This window comes from Microbacterium sp. F1-18, assembly GCF_052921305.1.
The window spans coordinates 259,153-276,581 of sequence record NZ_JBREVD010000005.1; the positions used below are offsets into that span (position 1 = coordinate 259,153).

The window sequence follows — 17,429 nt, forward strand, 5'->3', positions numbered from 1 at the left end:
CGAACATGGCTATTCGCAAGTACAAGCCCACGACCCCGGGTCGCCGCGGTTCGTCGGTGGCCGACTTCGCCGAGATCACCCGATCGACGCCCGAGAAGTCGCTCCTCCGCCCGATCGCCAAGACCGGTGGCCGTAACAACCAGGGCCGCATCACGACCCGTCACATCGGTGGTGGCCACAAGCGCCAGTACCGCGTGATCGACTTCCGTCGCAACGACAAGGACGGCGTCAACGCCAAGGTCGCTCACATCGAGTACGACCCCAACCGCACCGCACGCATCGCGCTGCTGCACTACTTCGACGGCGAGAAGCGTTACATCATCGCCCCGAACAAGCTCCAGCAGGGCGACATCGTCGAGTCGGGTGCCGGCGCTGACATCAAGCCCGGCAACAACCTGCCGCTGCGCAACATCCCGACCGGTACGGTCATCCACGCCATCGAGCTCCGCCCCGGCGGCGGCGCGAAGATGGCTCGCTCGGCCGGCGCCAGCGTGCGTCTGGTCGCTAAGGACGGCCCCTACGCCCAGCTGCGTCTGCCCTCCGGCGAGATCCGTAACGTCGATGCGCGCTGCCGCGCGACCATCGGCGAGGTCGGCAACGCCGAGCAGTCGAACATCAACTGGGGCAAGGCCGGCCGCAAGCGCTGGAAGGGCGTTCGCCCGACGGTTCGTGGTGTCGCCATGAACCCGGTCGACCACCCGCACGGTGGTGGTGAGGGCAAGACGTCCGGTGGACGTCACCCCGTCACTCCCTGGGGCCAGGCTGAGGGTCGCACCCGCCACCCCAACAAGGAGAGCGACAAGTACATCGTCCGCCGTCGCAACGCCGGCAAGAAGCGCAAGTAGGAGTAGAGGAAGATGCCTCGCAGCCTGAAGAAGGGCCCCTTCGTCGACGAGCACCTGCTTCGCAAGGTGGTCGCGCAGAACGAAGCCGGCTCCAAGAACGTCATCAAGACCTGGTCGCGCCGTTCGATGATCATCCCGGCCATGCTCGGCCACACGATCGCCGTGCACGACGGGCGCAAGCACATCCCTGTGTTCGTGTCCGAGACCATGGTCGGCCACAAGCTGGGCGAATTCGCGCCCACCCGCACCTTCCGCGGCCACGTGAAGGACGACAAGAAGGGCCGCCGCCGCTGACGCGGGGGCAGTTCCAGAGAGGACAGAGGAGGAGAGACATGGTGGAATCCACCGCGCGCGTGAAGCACATCCGCGTGACCCCTCAGAAGGCTCGTCGTGTCGTCGCGCTCATCAAGGGCAAGCAGGCTCAGGAGGCACTCGCCATCCTGAAGTTCGCCCCCCAGAGCGCCAGCGAGCCGATTTACAAGCTCGTCGCCTCGGCGGTCGCGAACGCTCGCGTCAAGGCCGACAAGGACAACGAGTTCCTGGACGATGCAGACCTGTACGTGAAGAACGCGTACGTCGACGAGGGCACGACGCTCAAGCGTTTCCAGCCCCGCGCCCAGGGTCGTGCCTTCCAGATCAAGAAGCGCACGAGCCACATCACGGTCGTGCTGTCGACGCCGGAGAACGCGGATGCCGCGGCCGCCGGTACGAGCAAGAAGGCGAGCAAGTAATGGGACAGAAAGTCAACCCGTACGGCTTCCGCCTCGGCATCACCACGGACCACGTGTCGCGTTGGTTCTCGGACTCGACCAAGCCGGGCCAGCGTTACGCCGACTACGTCGCCGAGGACATCAAGATCCGTCGTCTGCTGACCACGTCGCTCGACCGCGCCGGCGTCAGCAACATCGAGATCGAGCGCACCCGTGACCGCGTCCGCGTCGACATCCACACCGCCCGCCCGGGCATCGTGATCGGTCGCCGTGGCGCCGAGGCCGAGCGCATCCGCGCCGACCTCGAGAAGCTCACCGGCAAGCAGATCCAGCTCAACATCCTCGAGGTCAAGAACCCCGAGGCCGACGCCCAGCTCGTCGCGCAGGGCATCGCCGAGCAGCTCTCGGCTCGTGTGGCGTTCCGCCGCGCGATGCGCAAGGGTCTGCAGGGCGCTCAGCGCGCCGGCGCCAAGGGCATCCGGATCCAGGTCTCGGGCCGCCTCGGCGGTGCGGAGATGAGCCGCTCGGAGTTCTACCGCGAGGGCCGCGTGCCCCTGCACACGCTCCGCGCGAACATCGACTACGGCTTCTACGAGGCCAAGACCACCTTCGGCCGCATCGGCGTGAAGGTCTGGATCTACAAGGGCGACCTGACGGCCAAGGAGCTCGCTCGCGAGCAGGCCAACGCGCCGAAGACCTCGCGCGGTCGCGACGACCGCGGTGACCGCCGTCGTGGTCCCCGCAACGAGGCCCCCGTGGCAGAAGGAGCGTCGGCCTGATGCTTATCCCCCGTAAGGTCAAGTACCGCAAGCAGCACCACCCCAAGCGCGATGGCCAGGCCACCGGCGGCACGAAGGTCTCCTTCGGCGAGTTCGGCATCCAGGCACTCACGCCCGCTTACGTGACCAACCGTCAGATCGAGTCCGCTCGTATCGCCATGACGCGTCACATCAAGCGTGGCGGCAAGGTGTGGATCAACGTCTACCCCGACCGTCCGCTCACCAAGAAGCCCGCCGAGACCCGCATGGGTTCGGGTAAGGGCTCGCCGGAGTGGTGGGTCGCCAACGTCAAGCCGGGTCGCGTCCTCTTCGAGGTCGCCGGAGTCAACGAGGAGCTCGCTCGCGAGGCCCTGACCCGTGCCATTCACAAGCTGCCGCTTAAGGCACGCATCATCAAGCGCGAGGAGGGCGACGCGTAATGGCTGTCGGCACCAAGACGCTCGCCCCGAGCGAGCTCGACACGTTCGAAGACCAGCGCCTCGTCGAGGAGCTGCGCAAGGCCAAGGAAGAGCTGTTCAACCTGCGCTTCCAGTCGGCCACCGGCCAGCTCGAGAGCCACGGCCGCATCCGTGCGGTCAAGCGCGACATCGCGCGGCTCTACACGGTGATCCGCGAGCGCGAGCTCGGCATCCGTGCCACGCCCGTCGCGGAGGCGCCGAAGGCGAAGAAGACCAAGGCCAAGAAGGCGGATGACGCCACCGAGGCCGCGAAGGAAGAGACCGAGTGATGGCTGAGAAGAAGGATGCCGCAACGGCACCCGCGGCCGCCGGCCACGAGTCGGCCGCGCACGACGTCCGCGACGAGAACGCCCGCGGTTACCGCAAGGCTCGTCGTGGCTACGTCGTGAGCGACAAGATGGACAAGACGATCGTCGTCGAGGTCGAGGACCGCGTGAAGCACCCGCTCTACGGCAAGGTCATCCGCCGCACGTCGAAGGTCAAGGCCCACGACGAGGCCAACACCGCCGGCATCGGCGACCTCGTCCTCATCAACGAGACTCGCCCGCTGAGCGCCACCAAGCGCTGGCGTCTGGTCGAGGTCCTCGAGAAGGCGAAGTGATCTCATGATTCAGACCGAATCCCGCCTCAAGGTCGCCGACAACACCGGCGCCAAGGAGCTGCTCACCATCCGTGTGCTCGGCGGCTCCGCCCGCCGGTACGCCGGACTGGGCGACATCATCGTCGCCACCGTCAAGGACGCGATCCCCGGTGGCAACGTCAAGAAGGGTGATGTCGTCAAGGCCGTCATCGTCCGCACCGTCAAGCAGACGCGCCGTTCCGACGGCTCGTACATCAAGTTCGACGAGAACGCCGCCGTCATCCTGAAGAACGACGGGGAGCCCCGCGGCACCCGCATCTTCGGACCGGTCGGTCGTGAGCTTCGCGACAAGAAGTTCATGAAGATCGTCTCGCTCGCCCCGGAGGTCATCTGATCATGGCGAACATCAAGAAGGGTGACCTGGTTCAGGTCATCACGGGCGCCAAGCCCGAGCGCGGCGGCGACCGCGGCAAGCAGGGCAAGGTCCTCGAGGTCCTCGTCGAGCAGAACCGCGTCATCGTCGAGGGCGTGAACTACGTCACCAAGCACAGCCGCGTCGGTCAGACGCAGCGTGGCACCAAGACGGGCGGCATCGAGACCTTCGAGGCCCCCATCCACATCTCGAACGTCCAGATCGTCGACCCCGAGACGAAGAAGCCGACCCGCGTCGGCCACCGCGTCGAGGAGAAGACGAAGGACGGCGTGAAGCGCACCGTCCGCGTGCGTTACGCGAAGAAGAGCGGCAAGGACCTCTGAATATGAGCAGCACCACTGCCGCGGCGGCTGGCAAGATCCAGCCCCGCCTGAAGCAGAAGTACCAGAGCGAGATCAAGAAGGCTCTGCAGGACGAGTTCGGCTACGCCAACGTCATGCAGATCCCCGGTCTCGTGAAGGTCGTCGTGAACACCGGTGTCGGCGAGGCAGCTCGCGACAGCAAGGTGATCGACGGCGCTGTGGACGACCTGACGAAGATCACGGGTCAGAAGCCGATCGTCACGAAGGCCCGTAAGTCCATCGCGCAGTTCAAGCTGCGCGAGGGCCAGGCCATCGGCGCGCACGTCACCCTCCGTGGCGACCGTGCGTGGGAGTTCATCGACCGCCTCGTGAACCTCGCGCTGCCCCGCATCCGCGACTTCCGCGGTCTGTCGCCCAAGCAGTTCGACGGTCACGGCAACTACACCTTCGGTCTGCAGGAGCAGGCGGTCTTCCACGAGATCAACCAGGACCGCATCGACCGCGTCCGCGGTTTCGACATCACGATCGTCACGACGGCGAAGACGGATGACGAGGGACGCTCGCTGCTTCGCCAGCTGGGCTTCCCGTTCACCGCGGACAACGCCCAGGCGTAATCCGGTACAATCGATCGTTCGGCCTCGGGGCATGCTCCGGGGCCGAACGACTGCACAACTGAATATGGACATTCATCGAAGGTCGCCTGTCGTGTAACGGCAGTCGAAACCTCATGATCAAAGGAAAATACCTATGACGATGACAGACCCGGTCGCAGATATGCTGACCCGTCTGCGCAACGCGAACTCGGCGCACCACGACTCCGTGTCGCTGCCGAGCTCGAAGCTCAAGACCAACATCGCCGAGATCCTCAAGCAGGAGGGCTACATCTCCAGCTGGGAGGTCTCCGATGCTCGTGTCGGCCAGACCCTCACCATGACGCTGAAGTACGGCCCCAACCGCGAGCGGTCGATCGCCGGCATCAAGCGCGTCTCCAAGCCCGGTCTCCGCGTTTACGCGAAGTCGACCGAGCTGCCCACGGTCCTCGGTGGCCTGGGCGTCGCGATTCTGTCCACCTCCTCTGGCCTCCTCACGGACCGCCAGGCCGAGTCGAAGGGCGTCGGCGGGGAAGTCCTCGCCTACGTGTGGTGATCTGATGTCGCGTATTGGACGTCTTCCCATTGACATCCCTGCCGGTGTGACCGTCGAGGTCGCCGGACAGGACGTCCTCGTCAAGGGCCCCAAGGGCGAGCTGCGACTGACCGTCGCCAAGCCCATCGAGGCCAAGGTCGAGGAGAACCAGGTTCTCGTCACCCGCCCGGATGACGAGCGCGAGTCGCGTGCCCTGCACGGCCTGACCCGCACCCTGATCAACAACAACATCATCGGCGTGACCCAGGGCTACACCAAGGGTCTCGAGGTCGTCGGCACCGGTTACCGCGTCGCTCAGAAGGGCTCGTCCGTCGAGTTCGCTCTCGGCTTCTCGCACCCCGTCACCGTCGAGGCACCCGCCGGCATCACCCTGACCGTCGAGGGCAACAACAAGCTCACGGTCAGCGGCATCGACAAGCAGGCGGTCGGCGAGACCGCGGCCAACATCCGCAAGATCCGCAAGCCCGAGCCGTACAAGGGCAAGGGTGTGCGGTACGCGGGCGAGGTCGTCCGCCGCAAGGCCGGAAAGGCTGGTAAGTAAGCATGGCTGTGAAGAGCAAGTCCGACGCGCGCGCGCGTCGTCACGCCCGCCTTCGCAAGAAGATCGTGGGCACCGAGGTCCGGCCGCGCCTGGTCGTGACCCGCTCGGCCCGCCACGTCTTCGTGCAGCTCGTCGACGACGCGAAGGGCCACACCGTGGCATCCGCGTCGACCCTCGAGGCCGACCTGCGCACGTTCGACGGTGACAAGACCGCCAAGGCCCGCAAGGTCGGCGAGCTCGTCGCCGAGCGCGCCAAGGCCGCCGGCGTCGCAGACGTCGTGTTCGACCGCGGTGGCAACCGCTACGCGGGCCGTGTCGCAGCGATCGCCGACGGCGCTCGCGAGGGAGGTCTGAACCTGTGAGCGATGCAGTGACCAACAACAACGGAGAGAACCCTGTGACCGAACAGGCTACGACCGAGCAGGCCGCAGGCACCGCTCCCGTCGAGCGCGAGGCCCGCGAGCCCCGCCGCGGCAGCCGCGAGCGCAACAACAACCGTGACCGCGGTTCGCGCGACGCCGACAAGAGCCAGTTCCTGGAGCGCGTCGTCACGATCAACCGCGTGTCGAAGGTCGTCAAGGGTGGTCGTCGCTTCAGCTTCACCGCTCTCGTCGTCGTCGGCGACGGCAACGGTCTGGTGGGCGTCGGCTACGGCAAGGCGCGTGAGGTCCCCCTCGCCATCTCCAAGGGTGTCGAAGAGGCCAAGCGCAACTTCTTCCGCGTTCCCCGCACCGGCTCGACCATCCCGCACCCCGTGCAGGGTGAGGCAGCCGCCGGCGTGGTGCTCCTGCGTCCGGCCGCGGCCGGTACCGGTGTTATCGCCGGTGGTCCCGTCCGCGCCGTGCTCGAGTGCGCCGGTATCCACGACGTCCTGTCGAAGTCGCTCGGCTCGTCGAACACGATCAACATCGTGCACGCGACCGTCGAGGCACTGAAGCAGCTCGAGGAGCCCCGTGCGGTCGCCGCACGCCGTGGCCTGGACTTCGACCAGGTCGCGCCGGCTCGTCTCGTGCGCGCTGAGGCCGAGGCGAACGCCGCACAGAAGGTAGGTGCCTGATGGCCGCTCGACTGAAGGTCACCCAGGTCAAGTCCAAGGTGAGCGAGAAGCAGAACCAGCGCGACACGCTGCGTTCGCTGGGTCTCAAGCGGATCGGCGACTCGGTCGTCCGTCCCGACGACGCGCAGACGCGCGGCTACGTCAAGACCGTCGCGCACCTCGTGAAGGTTGAGGAGATCGACTGATGGCTGAGAAGAAGGACGACAAGAAGGCGAAGGCCGAGACCACGGCCGCTCGTCCCGGTGTGCTGAAGGTGCACCACCTGCGTCCGGTCCCCGGATCCAACACCGCGAAGACCCGTGTCGGTCGCGGTGAGGGCTCGAAGGGCAAGACGGCGGGCCGCGGTACCAAGGGTACGAAGGCTCGCTACCAGGTCAAGGTGGGCTTCGAGGGTGGCCAGATGCCGCTCCACATGCGCACCCCCAAGCTGCGCGGGTTCAAGAACCCGTTCCGCGTCGAGTACCAGGTCGTGAACCTGGACAAGCTCGCGGAGCTGTACCCGCAGGGCGGCGACGTCACCATCGGCGACCTGGTCGCCAAGGGTGCCGTCCGCAAGAACGAGAAGGTCAAGGTGCTCGGCACCGGCGACATCTCGGTGGCGCTGAACGTGTCGGTCGACAAGGTCTCGGGCTCTGCCGAGCAGAAGATCGTCGCGGCCGGCGGGTCCATCAAGTAATTCGCCAGCGAGGGCCGGAGTTCGCTCCGGCCCTCGCTTCGTCGTATCCGAGGCGCGCCAGCGAACGGCCTGGGATACCCTGGTTGACGGTGTCTTCCCGAGACGCCGCCCATCCCTTGGGAGGAATCCACTTGTTCAGCGCCATTGCGCGGGTCTTCCGCACCCCGGATCTCCGGCGGAAGATCGGCTTCACCCTGGCGATCATCGCCATCTACCGCCTGGGCGCACACGTCCCGACGCCGTTCGTGAACTTCCCGAACGTGCAGAGCTGTCTCGACCAGAGCGGAACCGCGCAGGGCCTGCTCTCGCTCGTGAACCTGTTCTCGGGCGGCGCGCTCCTGCAGCTGTCGATCTTCGCGCTCGGCGTCATGCCCTACATCACCGCGACGATCATCGTCCAGCTGCTGCGTGTGGTCATCCCGCACTTCGAGACCCTCTACAAGGAGGGCCAGTCGGGCCAGGCGAAGCTCACGCAGTACACGCGCTACCTCACCATCGCGCTGGCGCTGCTGCAGTCGACGACCCTCGTGACGGTCGCGCGATCGGGTCAGCTGATCCCCGTGACCGGTGTTCCCGAGTGCGCGCAGCTGCTGACCTCCGAGGCCTGGTACGCGCAGCTCCTGATGATCATCACGATGACCGCCGGCACGGGCCTGATCATGTGGTTCGCCGAGCTCGTCACCGAGCGCGGCGTCGGCAACGGCATGTCGATCCTCATCTTCACCTCGATCGCGGCGACCTTCCCGGCCGCCCTGTGGTCGATCGCCGTCGCGCGCGGCTTCGAGATCTTCCTCCTCGTGCTCGCGGTCGGCATCGCCGTCGTCGCCCTCGTCGTCTTCGTCGAGCAGTCACAGCGGCGCATCCCCGTCCAGTACGCCAAGCGGATGGTCGGCCGACGCACCTACGGCGGGACGAACACGTACATTCCGATCAAGGTCAACATGGCCGGCGTGGTGCCCGTCATCTTCGCCTCGTCGCTGCTCTATATCCCCGCGCTGATCGCGCAGTTCAACCAGAACCCGGATGCCGACGGCAACGTGCCCGGCTGGGTGGCGTGGATCCAGCAGTACTTCACCACCGGCGACAGCCCGCTGTACATGGCGGTGTACTTCCTGCTGATCATCGGCTTCACCTACTTCTACGTCGCGATCACGTTCAACCCGGTCGACGTCGCCGACAACATGAAGAAGTACGGCGGGTTCATCCCCGGCATCCGTGCCGGTCGCCCCACCGCGGAGTACCTCGACTACGTGCTCACCCGCATCACCGCTCCCGGCTCGATCTACCTGGGGCTCATCGCCCTGCTCCCGCTGATCGCGCTCGCGACGGTCGGTGCGAACCAGAACTTCCCGTTCGGCGGCGCATCGATCCTCATCATCGTGGGTGTCGGACTCGAGACGGTGAAGCAGATCGACGCGCAGCTCCAGCAGCGCCACTACGAAGGGTTGCTGCGATGACGGCTGCACGCCTGCTGATCGTCGGGCCCCAGGGTTCGGGCAAGGGCACTCAGGGTGTCCGCATCGCCGAGGCCCTCGGCGTTCCTGCCGTGTCGACCGGCGATGTCTTCCGGGCGAACGTCAAAGAAGGCACTCCGCTCGGCCAGCAGGTCAAGGCGATCATCGACGGCGGCGACCTGGTTCCCGACGAGCTGACGAGCGCGATCGTGCGCGACCGTCTCGCCCAGGACGACGCGGCCGGCGGGTTCCTGCTCGACGGATACCCCCGCAACCTCGCCCAGGTCGCCGACCTCGACGCCTTCCTCCGCAGTCGCGGTGAGGAGCTGACCGGCGTCATCGAGCTGGTCGTCCCCCGCGAGGAGTCGATCGCTCGGCTGTCGAAGCGCGCGGCCGAGCAGGGTCGCGACGACGACAACGAGGAGTCGATCGCGAAGCGCCTCTCGATCTACGAGAACGAGACGGCGCCGATCCTCGACGTCTTCCGCGAGCGCGGCATCGTCGACCAGATCGACGGGGTCGGCTCGCTCGACGAGATCACCGAGCGCATCACCGCGGCCCTGACCGCCCGCGGCATCACGGCGTGATCGGCCGCCGCTCCATCTACAAGTCGCCCGCACAGCTGCAGGCGATGGTCGAGCCCGGCCTCATCACGGCGGCGGCGCTGCAAGCGGTTCGCGAGCGTGTGGCCCCCGGCGTGACGACGCTCGAGCTCGACGCGATCGCGGCGGACGTGATCCGCTCGCGCGGTGCCGAGTCGAACTTCCAGCTCGTGCGCGGCTACCGCCACACGGTGTGCGCCTCGGTCAACGAGCAGGTCGTGCACGGCATCCCGAACTCGCGCCCGCTCGAGCCCGGCGACATCCTGTCGATCGACGCCGGCGCTCAGTTCCGCGGCTGGAACGGTGATTCTGCGATCACGATCGTCATCCCCGATCCCGACCGCCCGGAACTCGTCGCGGCGCGTGAGCGGCTGTCCGAGGTGACCGAGGAATCGCTGTGGGCTGGTATCGCCGCCATGGCGAACGCGAAGCGCATCGGTGAGATCGGCGACGCGATCCAGACGTCGATCGAGTCTTCGGGCGAGGGCTACGGCATCCTGCGCGACTACGTCGGGCACGGTATCGGCCGCAAGATGCACGAGGCGCCGTCGGTGTTCAACTACCGCGTTCCCGACCTCGGCCCCGAGGTCAAGCCCGGTCTCGTCCTCGCGATCGAGCCGATGGTCGTGGCGGGCTCGGAAGAGACCTTCACCGAGGATGACGACTGGACCGTCTCGACGATCGACGGCTCGGACGGCTCCCATTGGGAACATAGCGTCGCGGTGCATGATGGGGGAATCTGGGTTCTCACGGCACCGGACGGTGGCGCCGCGGGACTCGCTCCGTATGGAATCGTGCCGACGGAAATCGGCTGAGGAGAGAAGTGATGGCTACTGCGGCTACGGGCAAGACCAACTGGTTCGCGATCTGGGTGTCGACGGCCGTCGTGGTCGTCGTGGCGCTGATCGTGGCGCTCGTGGTGTGGATGAACAACAGCGCGACCGACCCGGGCACCCCGCCCACGGGCTCGGGCATCAACCAGGAGACCGGTGCGGTCGTCGTCGGCGAGGGGTCGCAGACGCTCGACACGTACATCGACTTCATGTGCCCGATCTGCGGTCAGTTCGAGACCACGTACGGGCCCGAGATCCTCGACCTCGTGAACGACGGCACGATCACTCTCAACATCCACCCCATCTCCATCCTCGATCGCTACTCGCAGGGCGCCGAGTACTCCACGCGTTCGGCCAACGCGATGTACTGCGTGGCCGAGGCCGACCCCGACGCGGCCGTCCCCTTCATGCAGGCGATGTTCGAGCAGCAGCCCGCCGAGCAGTCGACGGGTCTCACCGACGAGCAGATCCTGCAGATCGCCTCCGACGCCGGCGTCACCGGCATCGACTCCTGCGTCACCGATCGCACCTACGAGTCGTTCGTGACCGCGAAGACGAAGGAGACGCCGATCCAGCCCGGCTCGAACGGTATCGGCACGCCGACGATCGCGGTCAACGGCGAGACGATCTCGAACAGCACGATCCCCGCACGCGGCTCGTTCGCGACGCTGTTCAACTGAGCGCCGCGGCACGACGCGCCGAAGCAGATACGGCGAGTTGCCGGAGCGTGCGGTAGCGCGTATGCTTGCTCTTTGGTGCGTTGCGCCTCTCTCGGCGTGTCACCGAAAATCCCATCCAACGCAGACCGACCGGCCTGCACAACTGTAAGCGAGCGTATGGCGAAGAAAGACGGTGTCATCGAGATCGAGGGCGTGATCTCCGAGGCTCTGCCGAACGCGATGTTCCGCGTCGAGCTCAGCAACGGACACAAGGTCCTCGCAACGATCTCGGGCAAGATGCGGCAGAACTACATCCGCATCATCCCCGAAGACCGCGTGGTCGTGGAGCTCAGCCCCTACGATCTGACGCGCGGCCGCATCGTCTACCGCTACCGCTGAGCCCAGCGCACGCCGGTCGAGAAGTAACGCCCCGGAGCCCCTGCCCCGTCGGCGAAGACAGCGAATCAGGAACATCATGAAGGTCAACCCCTCCGTCAAGCCCATCTGCGACCACTGCAAGGTCATCCGTCGCCACGGTCGCGTCATGGTCATCTGCAAGTCGAACCCGCGTCACAAGCAGCGCCAGGGCTGATCGGATGCCGCGTGCACGCGGCGCTCGGTACGACGACAACTCAATACACCTCAGGCAGATCAGAACCCGCCCGGCGACGCCGGCGGGGGACACCTCGGGACGAAGGCCCGAGCACAGATCCTGCTCCATACCTTCGACTACTCCTAGGAGAACCGCATGGCACGTCTTGCCGGCGTTGACATCCCGCGCGACAAGCGCGTGGTGATCGCCCTCACGTACATCTACGGCGTGGGCCGTACCCGCTCGAACGAGATCCTCGCAGCGACGGAGATCGACGAGAACATCCGCGTCAAGGACCTCAGCGACGACCAGCTCGTCGCGCTCCGCGACTACATCGAGGGCAACTACAAGGTGGAGGGTGACCTGCGCCGCGAGGTCGCCGCCGACATCCGCCGCAAGGTCGAGATCGGTTCCTACGAGGGTCTGCGCCACCGCCGTGGCCTGCCCGTGCGCGGTCAGCGCACCAAGACCAACGCGCGTACGCGTAAGGGTCCCAAGCGCACCGTCGCCGGCAAGAAGAAGGCGCGCTAAGGCGCGGCCCCCACAGGTTTAGGAGAACACGCACATGGCACAGGCCAAGTCCGCAGCGCGCAAGCCGCGCCGCAAGGAGAAGAAGAACATCGCGCTGGGCCACGCCCACATCAAGTCGACGTTCAACAACACGATCGTCTCGATCACCGACCCGTCGGGCGCCGTCATCAGCTGGGCCTCCTCGGGTGGCGTCGGCTTCAAGGGCTCGCGCAAGTCGACTCCCTACGCCGCCGGCATGGCCGCCGAGTCCGCTGCGCGTCAGGCGCAGGAGCACGGCGTCAAGAAGGTCGACGTCTTCGTGAAGGGCCCCGGTTCGGGCCGTGAGACCGCGATCCGCTCGCTGACGGCCGCCGGCCTCGAGGTGGGGTCCATCCAGGACGTCACCCCGCAGGCCCACAACGGCTGCCGTCCCCCCAAGCGCCGCCGCGTCTGAGCTGACACGGATCCGGATGCCGCATCGCGCGGCATCCGGACTTCCGTCGTTTCCTTGAAAACTCAACACCTCACTGAATTGCACGTGTCATATAGCGGTCACGTGATCGAAAGGAACACATAGTGCTCATCGCACAGCGTCCCACTCTGACCGAGGAGAAGATCGGCGAGTTCCGCAGCCGGTTCGTCGTCGAGCCGCTCGAGCCCGGCTTCGGCTACACCATCGGCAACGCGCTGCGCCGCAGCCTGCTGTCGTCCATCCCGGGTGCCGCCGTCACCAGCATCCGTTTCGACGGTGTGCTGCACGAGTTCAGCACGATTCCGGGCGTGAAGGAGGATGTCACCGAGATCATCCTCAACATCAAGCAGCTCGTCGTCTCGTCCGAGCGCGACGAGCCCATCACGGCTTACCTGCGCAAGACCGGTGCCGGTGAGGTCACGGCCGCCGACATCTCGGCTCCCGCCGGTGTCGAGGTGCACAACCCCGACCTGGTCATCGCGACGCTCAACGACAGCGCGAAGTTCGAGCTCGAGCTCGTCATCGAGCGCGGTCGCGGCTACGTCTCGGCGACGCAGAACCGCAACGAGTACGCCGAGGCCGGTCAGATCCCGATCGACTCGATCTACTCGCCCGTGCTCAAGGTCAGCTACCGCGTCGAGGCCACTCGTGCCGGTGAGCGCACCGACTTCGACAAGCTCGTCCTCGACGTCGAGTCGAAGGCGTCCATCTCGCCGCGCGACGCCGTTGCTTCGGCCGGACGCACGCTCGTCGAGCTGTTCGGTCTGGCCCGCGAGCTGAACGTCGAGGCCGAGGGCATCGAGATCGGCCCCGCGCCGGTCGCCGAGGTCCTCACCAACGAGCTGTCGATGCCGATCGAAGACCTCGACCTCTCGGTCCGCTCGTACAACTGCCTCAAGCGTGAGGGCATCAACACGGTGTCCGAGCTGGTCGCCCTCTCGGAGACCCAGCTCATGAACATCCGCAACTTCGGTCAGAAGTCGGTCGACGAGGTGCGCGACAAGCTCGTCTCCCTCGGCCTGTCGCTGAAGGACTCGGTTCCCGGGTTCGACGGTGCGCACTTCTACGGCGGATACGACGACGAGAACCTCTGAGCCCCCTCTTCTTCCTGGAGTAATCAAAAATGCCTAAGCCCACCAAGGGTCCCCGCCTCGGAGGCGGCCCCGCACACGAGCGCCTGCTTCTCGCGAACCTCGCCGCGGCGCTGTTCACGCACAAGTCGATCACCACGACCGAGACGAAGGCCAAGCGCCTGCGTCCGTACGCCGAGCGTCTCGTCACGTTCGCCAAGCGCGGCGACCTGCACGCCCGCCGCCGCGTCGCGACGGTCATCGGCGACAAGAGCGTCGTGCACGAGCTCTTCGCCGAGATCGCCCCGCTGGTCGCCGACCGTGAAGGCGGCTACACCCGCATCACGAAGATCGGCAACCGCAAGGGCGACAACGCCCCCATGGCCGTCATCGAGCTCGTGCTCGAGCCGGTGAACCCCAAGCCGAAGTCGGCGAAGAAGTCGGCTGCGGCCGCTCCTGCCGCCGAGGCCCCGGCCGAGGAGGCTCCCGTCGAGGAGGCCACCGAGGCTCCCGCCGATGACACGGCCGCCGACGCCGGCGCCGAGTCGCCGGAAGAGGGCGCAGCTGCTGAGGTTGCGGCCGAGGACGCCGCTGAGGCTCCCGCCGAGGACGACAAGAAGTAACCAGCGCCACGCGCTCACGACGGGCCCGTGCTCTCTCCGGAGGGTGCGGGCCCGTCGTCGTGCGCGTGGGAGGCCGGTGGCTCCCATGTGGGAGGGTGGAAGCGTGAGCGAGCCGAACGCACCGTCCTGCCCCGCCGTCGCGCGCTGGCGCACCGCTACCCCCGACGACATCGACGTCATCCACGGGGTCCTGGTCGCCGCCGATCGCGTCGATCACCCGACGTGGACGACGCCACGCGAGGATGTGGCCGAGACGTTCGAGGTGTCGCACGTGGATCATGCGCGCGACACGATGATCGCCTTCGACGCCGATGGCCGCGCCCTCGCTGTCGGCAGCGTGATGCTGCACCCCTCGCGCGACGAGCACCTGCACATCTACCTCACCGGCGCGGTCCGTCCCGACCAGCGTGGGCGGGGCATCGGCACGGCCCTGTTCCGGTGGCAGCACGAACGGGCGGAGCAACAGCTGCGCGAGGCGGCGGAAGCGGATGCCGCCGCGGCTGCCCTTCCCTCCGAGATCCAGGTGTACGCGTCGGAGAAGAACACCGCCCTCGAGCGCATCGCCGAATCGCTCGGATACCGCACGGAGCGATGGTTCTCCACGATGCACCGTGACCTGACTCAGTCGATCGCCGACGTCACCGCTCCGGACGGCGTCGAGCTGGTGCCGTTCTCGCCCGACCGGGCGGAGGATGCGCGGCTGGCGCGCAACGATGCGTTCCGCGATCACTGGGGAAGCCTGCCGACGCCGCCGGAGCGGTGGCAGCAGTTTATCGGCGGTCCGTTCCTCCGCCCCGACCTCTGCACGCTCGCGGTCGAGGAGGGGAACATCGTCGCGTTCTGTCTGGTCTCCGTGAATGAGGGCGATTTCGAGGTGCTCGGTCCGAACGCCTACATCGACCTCGTCGGCGTGGTGCGCTCGCACCGCCGCCGCGGCCTCGCTCCGGCCGTCATCGCGCGATCGCTCGCGGCGATTCGTGATGCGGGGCTCGGAATGGCCGTGCTCGATGTCGACACCGAGAGCCCGACGGGGGCGAATGCGCTCTACGGCGGGTTGGGCTTCACCGCCTACGAACGCGACCGGGTGCTGGTCCGCCGCTACTGATCCTCGTCGGCCCCGAGCATCTCGAGAAGCGTCGTGCGGGTCTGCTCCGCGGCCCACTGAGCCGTGGCGAGCTGGGTCGCGGCGCCATCGACCGCCCGCTTCACCATGCTCGCGTAGAGCTCGCCTCCTGCCGAATCGGGGTGGATCTGATCGCCGGCGAGCAGGTCGGTGCGGCCGGCGATCGCCCCGGCCCAGTCGGCCACGGCCACCCGGGGGTGCGTGGCGGCGAACGCGGTGAGGTCGCGATTGACTCCCGGGATCCAATCGCGCGGCGCGGACGCGTTGACGAGGATGACGTATCTCTCGGGGCCCGCGGCATCGACGATGCGCTGCAGCGCCTCGGTCGAGACCGGACCGTTCGTGCCGAGCCCGACCACGACGTACTCGCGCAGCTCGCCCGACGCGGCGAGGTCCTCGACGATGTGAGCCCCCGCCCAGAGCGACCGTGAGACCTCCGCGTCGACCGCGATACCCGGCATCGCCTGCAGTAGTCCCGGTGCGGAGGCCAGCATGACGGAGTCGCCGACGGCGCTCACCCGGGTGCCGTCGACCGTTTGAGCGCCGGGCGCGGGCTCGGGGGTGGGATGGTGCTGCGCCTGCGCGAGCGCGTCGCGCCCGGCATCGACGGCGTTCTGGCTCGTCGTCTCACGCGGGGCGGCCGCGACCGCGGCCGTCGTCCCGCCGAGGGCGAGTGCGGCCGCGACCGCCGCTGCGAGGGTCGCCGCGCGCCGCGACGGGCGCGAGCGGAGCCCGTGGCGCGCGAGTGCGAACGCGCCGCGGAATCCTTGACGCCGCACGGGCTGCTCGATCCAGCGGTACGACAGCGCCGCCGCCACCACCGAGGCCGCGGCGACGCCGGCGCTCGCCATGACCGGGACGCCCGCCTCGGGGCCTGCGCCGCTGAGCTGGAACGACAGCAGGACGAGGAGGGGCCAGTGCCAGAGGTACACCGCGTACGACCGCTCACCGAGCCAGCGCAGGGGCGTGACATCGAGCACGCGGCCGAACCACGATCCCGGCCACGCCGCGATCACCAGCACGACGGCGGTGAGGAGCGACGCGGCGAGGCTGGAGCCCGGGAACGTGATCGCCTCACCGCCGCCCACGGCGGCCGCACCGACGATGCCCGCGGTCGCGAGCGCCCCGACGATGACACCCCACACGGGGCCGACGCCGGCGACCGACGGGCGGCGCACGACGAGGCCGTGCAGCGCGAACGCGACCGCGACACCGATGAGGAGTCCGAAAGCGTGCGTGTCGGTGCCGAAGTACACCCGGGTGAGGTCTGCGCCCGCGGCGACGCTCGTGAACGCCCACGCGGCAGACAGCGCCGCGAGTGCGAGGGCGACGCCGGCGCGCGAGCGGCGGCCCGGAAGCAGGAGGAAGAGGGGGAGCAGCAACGGCCAGAGCAGATAGAACTGCTCCTCGACAGCGAGCGACCACAGGTTGCGGAAGATCTCGGGGTCGGCGGCTGAGAAGTAGGTGCCGCCGTCGGCCATCGACACCCAGTTGTAGGAGAAGGTCGCGGCGCCCAGGACCTGCAGTCCCATGTCGACCAGCACGTCTCCGCCGACGAGCCACGCCAGGGAGGCGCTCACGGTGACGACGGTGGCGAGCGCCGGCAGGAGCCGCCGCGCGCGCCGCACCCAGAACCTCCGCAGACGGATGCGGCCCTCTCGGGATCGCTCGCGCAGCAGGAGCGTCGTGATGAGGAACCCGGAGATCACGAAGAACACGTCGACGCCCACGTATCCGCTGCGCAGGAAGCCGGCCGGGAACAGGTGGTAGACGACGACGAGGATGACGGCGACGGCACGCAGGCCGTCGAGACCCGCGATGCGGGCGCGCGGGAGAGGGGGAGGTGTCATACGGCGATGTCCGGGGTCGTCGGGGGGACGGGCGGCGGCAGCCTCCCAGTGTAGAGGGGGCGCCTGAGGTGATGTGGTAGACCGGAGGAGATGCGCGGATCCCGCGTGGATCGA

At 67.5% G+C, this 17,429-nt stretch carries 28 protein-coding genes; 27 read left to right on the forward strand and 1 reads right to left on the reverse strand.

Translation table 11 applies throughout. From position 1 onward, the window contains the following. Window positions 1-5 precede the first annotated feature (5 nt). The 27 genes from rplB to ACU6RU_RS14935 all read left to right on the forward strand — a co-directional run bounded on the left by rplB (window position 6) and on the right by ACU6RU_RS14935 (window position 15,447). Window positions 6-845 carry a 50S ribosomal protein L2 gene (gene rplB, locus ACU6RU_RS14805; protein WP_023954042.1) on the forward strand — a complete coding sequence of 280 codons (840 nt, stop codon included), beginning with the start codon at window positions 6-8 and terminating at the stop codon, window positions 843-845. Between the two features lie 12 nt (window positions 846-857). Continuing rightward, entirely contained in the window at window positions 858-1,139 is a 282-nt protein-coding gene (rpsS, locus tag ACU6RU_RS14810) for a 30S ribosomal protein S19 (RefSeq protein ID WP_023954043.1), read from the forward strand. Between the two features lie 38 nt (window positions 1,140-1,177). Next, window positions 1,178-1,576, forward strand: a complete 399-nt coding sequence (rplV, locus tag ACU6RU_RS14815; protein ID WP_036304774.1) for a 50S ribosomal protein L22 — start codon at window positions 1,178-1,180, stop codon at window positions 1,574-1,576. Next, window positions 1,576-2,334, forward strand: a complete 759-nt coding sequence (gene rpsC, locus ACU6RU_RS14820) for a 30S ribosomal protein S3 (RefSeq protein ID WP_023954045.1) — start codon at window positions 1,576-1,578, stop codon at window positions 2,332-2,334. The genes rplV and rpsC overlap by 1 nt, the downstream gene beginning before the upstream one ends. Further along, window positions 2,334-2,753, forward strand: a complete 420-nt coding sequence (gene rplP / locus ACU6RU_RS14825) for a 50S ribosomal protein L16 (RefSeq protein WP_023954047.1) — start codon at window positions 2,334-2,336, stop codon at window positions 2,751-2,753. Before rpsC ends, rplP begins: the two co-directional genes overlap by 1 nt. Beyond that, window positions 2,753-3,061 carry a 50S ribosomal protein L29 gene (gene rpmC / locus ACU6RU_RS14830; RefSeq protein WP_023954048.1) on the forward strand — a complete coding sequence of 103 codons (309 nt, stop codon included), beginning with the start codon at window positions 2,753-2,755 and terminating at the stop codon, window positions 3,059-3,061. The genes rplP and rpmC overlap by 1 nt, the downstream gene beginning before the upstream one ends. After that, window positions 3,061-3,393 carry a 30S ribosomal protein S17 gene (rpsQ, locus tag ACU6RU_RS14835; RefSeq protein ID WP_120264235.1) on the forward strand — a complete coding sequence of 111 codons (333 nt, stop codon included), beginning with the start codon at window positions 3,061-3,063 and terminating at the stop codon, window positions 3,391-3,393. Before rpmC ends, rpsQ begins: the two co-directional genes overlap by 1 nt. 4 nt (window positions 3,394-3,397) lie before the next feature. After that, window positions 3,398-3,766, forward strand: a complete 369-nt coding sequence (gene rplN, locus ACU6RU_RS14840; protein ID WP_091500775.1) for a 50S ribosomal protein L14 — start codon at window positions 3,398-3,400, stop codon at window positions 3,764-3,766. A 2-nt stretch (window positions 3,767-3,768) separates the two neighbouring features. After that, the gene (gene rplX / locus ACU6RU_RS14845; protein WP_120264236.1) at window positions 3,769-4,128 is read left to right on the forward strand and encodes a 50S ribosomal protein L24; all 360 of its coding nucleotides are present in this window, start codon (window positions 3,769-3,771) and stop codon (window positions 4,126-4,128) included. A 2-nt stretch (window positions 4,129-4,130) separates the two neighbouring features. Further along, window positions 4,131-4,721 carry a 50S ribosomal protein L5 gene (gene rplE, locus ACU6RU_RS14850; RefSeq protein WP_120264237.1) on the forward strand — a complete coding sequence of 197 codons (591 nt, stop codon included), beginning with the start codon at window positions 4,131-4,133 and terminating at the stop codon, window positions 4,719-4,721. Between the two features lie 133 nt (window positions 4,722-4,854). Next, window positions 4,855-5,253: a 30S ribosomal protein S8 gene (gene rpsH, locus ACU6RU_RS14855; RefSeq protein WP_120264238.1), complete on the forward strand. Its 399-nt coding sequence runs from the start codon at window positions 4,855-4,857 to the stop codon at window positions 5,251-5,253. A 4-nt stretch (window positions 5,254-5,257) separates the two neighbouring features. Then, window positions 5,258-5,794 (forward strand): 50S ribosomal protein L6, encoded by a 537-nt coding sequence (rplF, locus tag ACU6RU_RS14860; RefSeq protein ID WP_064955469.1) that lies wholly within the window; start codon window positions 5,258-5,260, stop codon window positions 5,792-5,794. Window positions 5,795-5,796: 2 nt separating this feature from the next. Beyond that, window positions 5,797-6,156 carry a 50S ribosomal protein L18 gene (gene rplR / locus ACU6RU_RS14865; RefSeq protein WP_120264239.1) on the forward strand — a complete coding sequence of 120 codons (360 nt, stop codon included), beginning with the start codon at window positions 5,797-5,799 and terminating at the stop codon, window positions 6,154-6,156. After that, complete coding sequence (gene rpsE / locus ACU6RU_RS14870; protein ID WP_370877338.1) at window positions 6,153-6,851, forward strand: 30S ribosomal protein S5; 699 nt, start codon at window positions 6,153-6,155, stop codon at window positions 6,849-6,851. Before rplR ends, rpsE begins: the two co-directional genes overlap by 4 nt. Next, a complete protein-coding gene (gene rpmD, locus ACU6RU_RS14875; protein WP_023954062.1) occupies window positions 6,851-7,036 on the forward strand; it encodes a 50S ribosomal protein L30 in 186 nt (61 codons plus the stop codon). The genes rpsE and rpmD overlap by 1 nt, the downstream gene beginning before the upstream one ends. Further along, window positions 7,036-7,527, forward strand: coding sequence for a 50S ribosomal protein L15 (gene rplO / locus ACU6RU_RS14880; RefSeq protein ID WP_183045353.1), 492 nt, complete (start codon window positions 7,036-7,038; stop codon window positions 7,525-7,527). The genes rpmD and rplO overlap by 1 nt, the downstream gene beginning before the upstream one ends. Window positions 7,528-7,658: 131 nt before the next feature. Continuing rightward, window positions 7,659-8,984: a preprotein translocase subunit SecY gene (gene secY / locus ACU6RU_RS14885; RefSeq protein ID WP_120264240.1), complete on the forward strand. Its 1,326-nt coding sequence runs from the start codon at window positions 7,659-7,661 to the stop codon at window positions 8,982-8,984. Continuing rightward, window positions 8,981-9,568, forward strand: a complete 588-nt coding sequence (locus tag ACU6RU_RS14890; RefSeq protein WP_446726929.1) for an adenylate kinase — start codon at window positions 8,981-8,983, stop codon at window positions 9,566-9,568. Before secY ends, ACU6RU_RS14890 begins: the two co-directional genes overlap by 4 nt. Further along, window positions 9,565-10,398, forward strand: coding sequence for a type I methionyl aminopeptidase (map, locus tag ACU6RU_RS14895; protein ID WP_289330271.1), 834 nt, complete (start codon window positions 9,565-9,567; stop codon window positions 10,396-10,398). Before ACU6RU_RS14890 ends, map begins: the two co-directional genes overlap by 4 nt. Before the next feature lie 11 nt (window positions 10,399-10,409). After that, on the forward strand, window positions 10,410-11,096 hold the full coding sequence (locus tag ACU6RU_RS14900; protein ID WP_120264242.1) for a DsbA family protein: 687 nt from the start codon (window positions 10,410-10,412) through the stop codon (window positions 11,094-11,096). 156 nt (window positions 11,097-11,252) lie between these two features. Continuing rightward, entirely contained in the window at window positions 11,253-11,474 is a 222-nt protein-coding gene (gene infA, locus ACU6RU_RS14905) for a translation initiation factor IF-1 (protein WP_017201569.1), read from the forward strand. A 76-nt stretch (window positions 11,475-11,550) separates the two neighbouring features. Continuing rightward, window positions 11,551-11,667 (forward strand): 50S ribosomal protein L36, encoded by a 117-nt coding sequence (rpmJ, locus tag ACU6RU_RS14910; RefSeq protein ID WP_005050492.1) that lies wholly within the window; start codon window positions 11,551-11,553, stop codon window positions 11,665-11,667. Window positions 11,668-11,823: 156 nt separating this feature from the next. After that, complete coding sequence (gene rpsM / locus ACU6RU_RS14915) at window positions 11,824-12,198, forward strand: 30S ribosomal protein S13 (protein ID WP_056371363.1); 375 nt, start codon at window positions 11,824-11,826, stop codon at window positions 12,196-12,198. A gap of 34 nt (window positions 12,199-12,232) precedes the next feature. Further along, window positions 12,233-12,631 carry a 30S ribosomal protein S11 gene (rpsK, locus tag ACU6RU_RS14920; RefSeq protein WP_023954078.1) on the forward strand — a complete coding sequence of 133 codons (399 nt, stop codon included), beginning with the start codon at window positions 12,233-12,235 and terminating at the stop codon, window positions 12,629-12,631. 122 nt (window positions 12,632-12,753) lie between these two features. Further along, window positions 12,754-13,743 carry a DNA-directed RNA polymerase subunit alpha gene (locus ACU6RU_RS14925; RefSeq protein ID WP_023954080.1) on the forward strand — a complete coding sequence of 330 codons (990 nt, stop codon included), beginning with the start codon at window positions 12,754-12,756 and terminating at the stop codon, window positions 13,741-13,743. A 29-nt stretch (window positions 13,744-13,772) separates the two neighbouring features. Then, window positions 13,773-14,342, forward strand: a complete 570-nt coding sequence (gene rplQ / locus ACU6RU_RS14930; protein ID WP_446726930.1) for a 50S ribosomal protein L17 — start codon at window positions 13,773-13,775, stop codon at window positions 14,340-14,342. A 103-nt stretch (window positions 14,343-14,445) separates the two neighbouring features. Continuing rightward, a complete protein-coding gene (locus ACU6RU_RS14935) occupies window positions 14,446-15,447 on the forward strand; it encodes a GNAT family N-acetyltransferase (RefSeq protein ID WP_446726931.1) in 1,002 nt (333 codons plus the stop codon). Here ACU6RU_RS14935 and ACU6RU_RS14940 read toward each other — a convergent pair. Further along, a complete protein-coding gene (locus tag ACU6RU_RS14940; RefSeq protein ID WP_446726932.1) occupies window positions 15,441-17,315 on the reverse strand; it encodes an acyltransferase family protein in 1,875 nt (624 codons plus the stop codon). The two genes, ACU6RU_RS14935 and ACU6RU_RS14940, sit on opposite strands and share 7 nt — an antisense overlap. Window positions 17,316-17,429 lie beyond the last annotated feature (114 nt).

Coding starts and splice junctions, on each gene's coding strand:
- rplQ (WP_446726930.1), top strand. CDS start 13,773: ATGCCTAAGCCCACCAAGGGTCCCCGCCTCGGAGGCGGCCCCGCACAC.
- rplR (WP_120264239.1), top strand. CDS start 5,797: ATGGCTGTGAAGAGCAAGTCCGACGCGCGCGCGCGTCGTCACGCCCGC.
- rplP (WP_023954047.1), top strand. CDS start 2,334: ATGCTTATCCCCCGTAAGGTCAAGTACCGCAAGCAGCACCACCCCAAG.
- rplO (WP_183045353.1), top strand. CDS start 7,036: ATGGCTGAGAAGAAGGACGACAAGAAGGCGAAGGCCGAGACCACGGCC.
- rpsM (WP_056371363.1), top strand. CDS start 11,824: ATGGCACGTCTTGCCGGCGTTGACATCCCGCGCGACAAGCGCGTGGTG.
- rplF (WP_064955469.1), top strand. CDS start 5,258: ATGTCGCGTATTGGACGTCTTCCCATTGACATCCCTGCCGGTGTGACC.
- rplV (WP_036304774.1), top strand. CDS start 1,178: ATGGTGGAATCCACCGCGCGCGTGAAGCACATCCGCGTGACCCCTCAG.
- rpsC (WP_023954045.1), top strand. CDS start 1,576: ATGGGACAGAAAGTCAACCCGTACGGCTTCCGCCTCGGCATCACCACG.
- rpsH (WP_120264238.1), top strand. CDS start 4,855: ATGACGATGACAGACCCGGTCGCAGATATGCTGACCCGTCTGCGCAAC.
- rpmD (WP_023954062.1), top strand. CDS start 6,851: ATGGCCGCTCGACTGAAGGTCACCCAGGTCAAGTCCAAGGTGAGCGAG.
- rplB (WP_023954042.1), top strand. CDS start 6: ATGGCTATTCGCAAGTACAAGCCCACGACCCCGGGTCGCCGCGGTTCG.
- rpsK (WP_023954078.1), top strand. CDS start 12,233: ATGGCACAGGCCAAGTCCGCAGCGCGCAAGCCGCGCCGCAAGGAGAAG.
- ACU6RU_RS14900 (WP_120264242.1), top strand. CDS start 10,410: ATGGCTACTGCGGCTACGGGCAAGACCAACTGGTTCGCGATCTGGGTG.
- rpsQ (WP_120264235.1), top strand. CDS start 3,061: ATGGCTGAGAAGAAGGATGCCGCAACGGCACCCGCGGCCGCCGGCCAC.
- rpmC (WP_023954048.1), top strand. CDS start 2,753: ATGGCTGTCGGCACCAAGACGCTCGCCCCGAGCGAGCTCGACACGTTC.
- ACU6RU_RS14940 (WP_446726932.1), bottom strand. CDS start 17,315: ATGACACCTCCCCCTCTCCCGCGCGCCCGCATCGCGGGTCTCGACGGC.
- rplX (WP_120264236.1), top strand. CDS start 3,769: ATGGCGAACATCAAGAAGGGTGACCTGGTTCAGGTCATCACGGGCGCC.
- rpsS (WP_023954043.1), top strand. CDS start 858: ATGCCTCGCAGCCTGAAGAAGGGCCCCTTCGTCGACGAGCACCTGCTT.
- rpmJ (WP_005050492.1), top strand. CDS start 11,551: ATGAAGGTCAACCCCTCCGTCAAGCCCATCTGCGACCACTGCAAGGTC.
- ACU6RU_RS14890 (WP_446726929.1), top strand. CDS start 8,981: ATGACGGCTGCACGCCTGCTGATCGTCGGGCCCCAGGGTTCGGGCAAG.
- infA (WP_017201569.1), top strand. CDS start 11,253: ATGGCGAAGAAAGACGGTGTCATCGAGATCGAGGGCGTGATCTCCGAG.
- rplN (WP_091500775.1), top strand. CDS start 3,398: ATGATTCAGACCGAATCCCGCCTCAAGGTCGCCGACAACACCGGCGCC.
- rplE (WP_120264237.1), top strand. CDS start 4,131: ATGAGCAGCACCACTGCCGCGGCGGCTGGCAAGATCCAGCCCCGCCTG.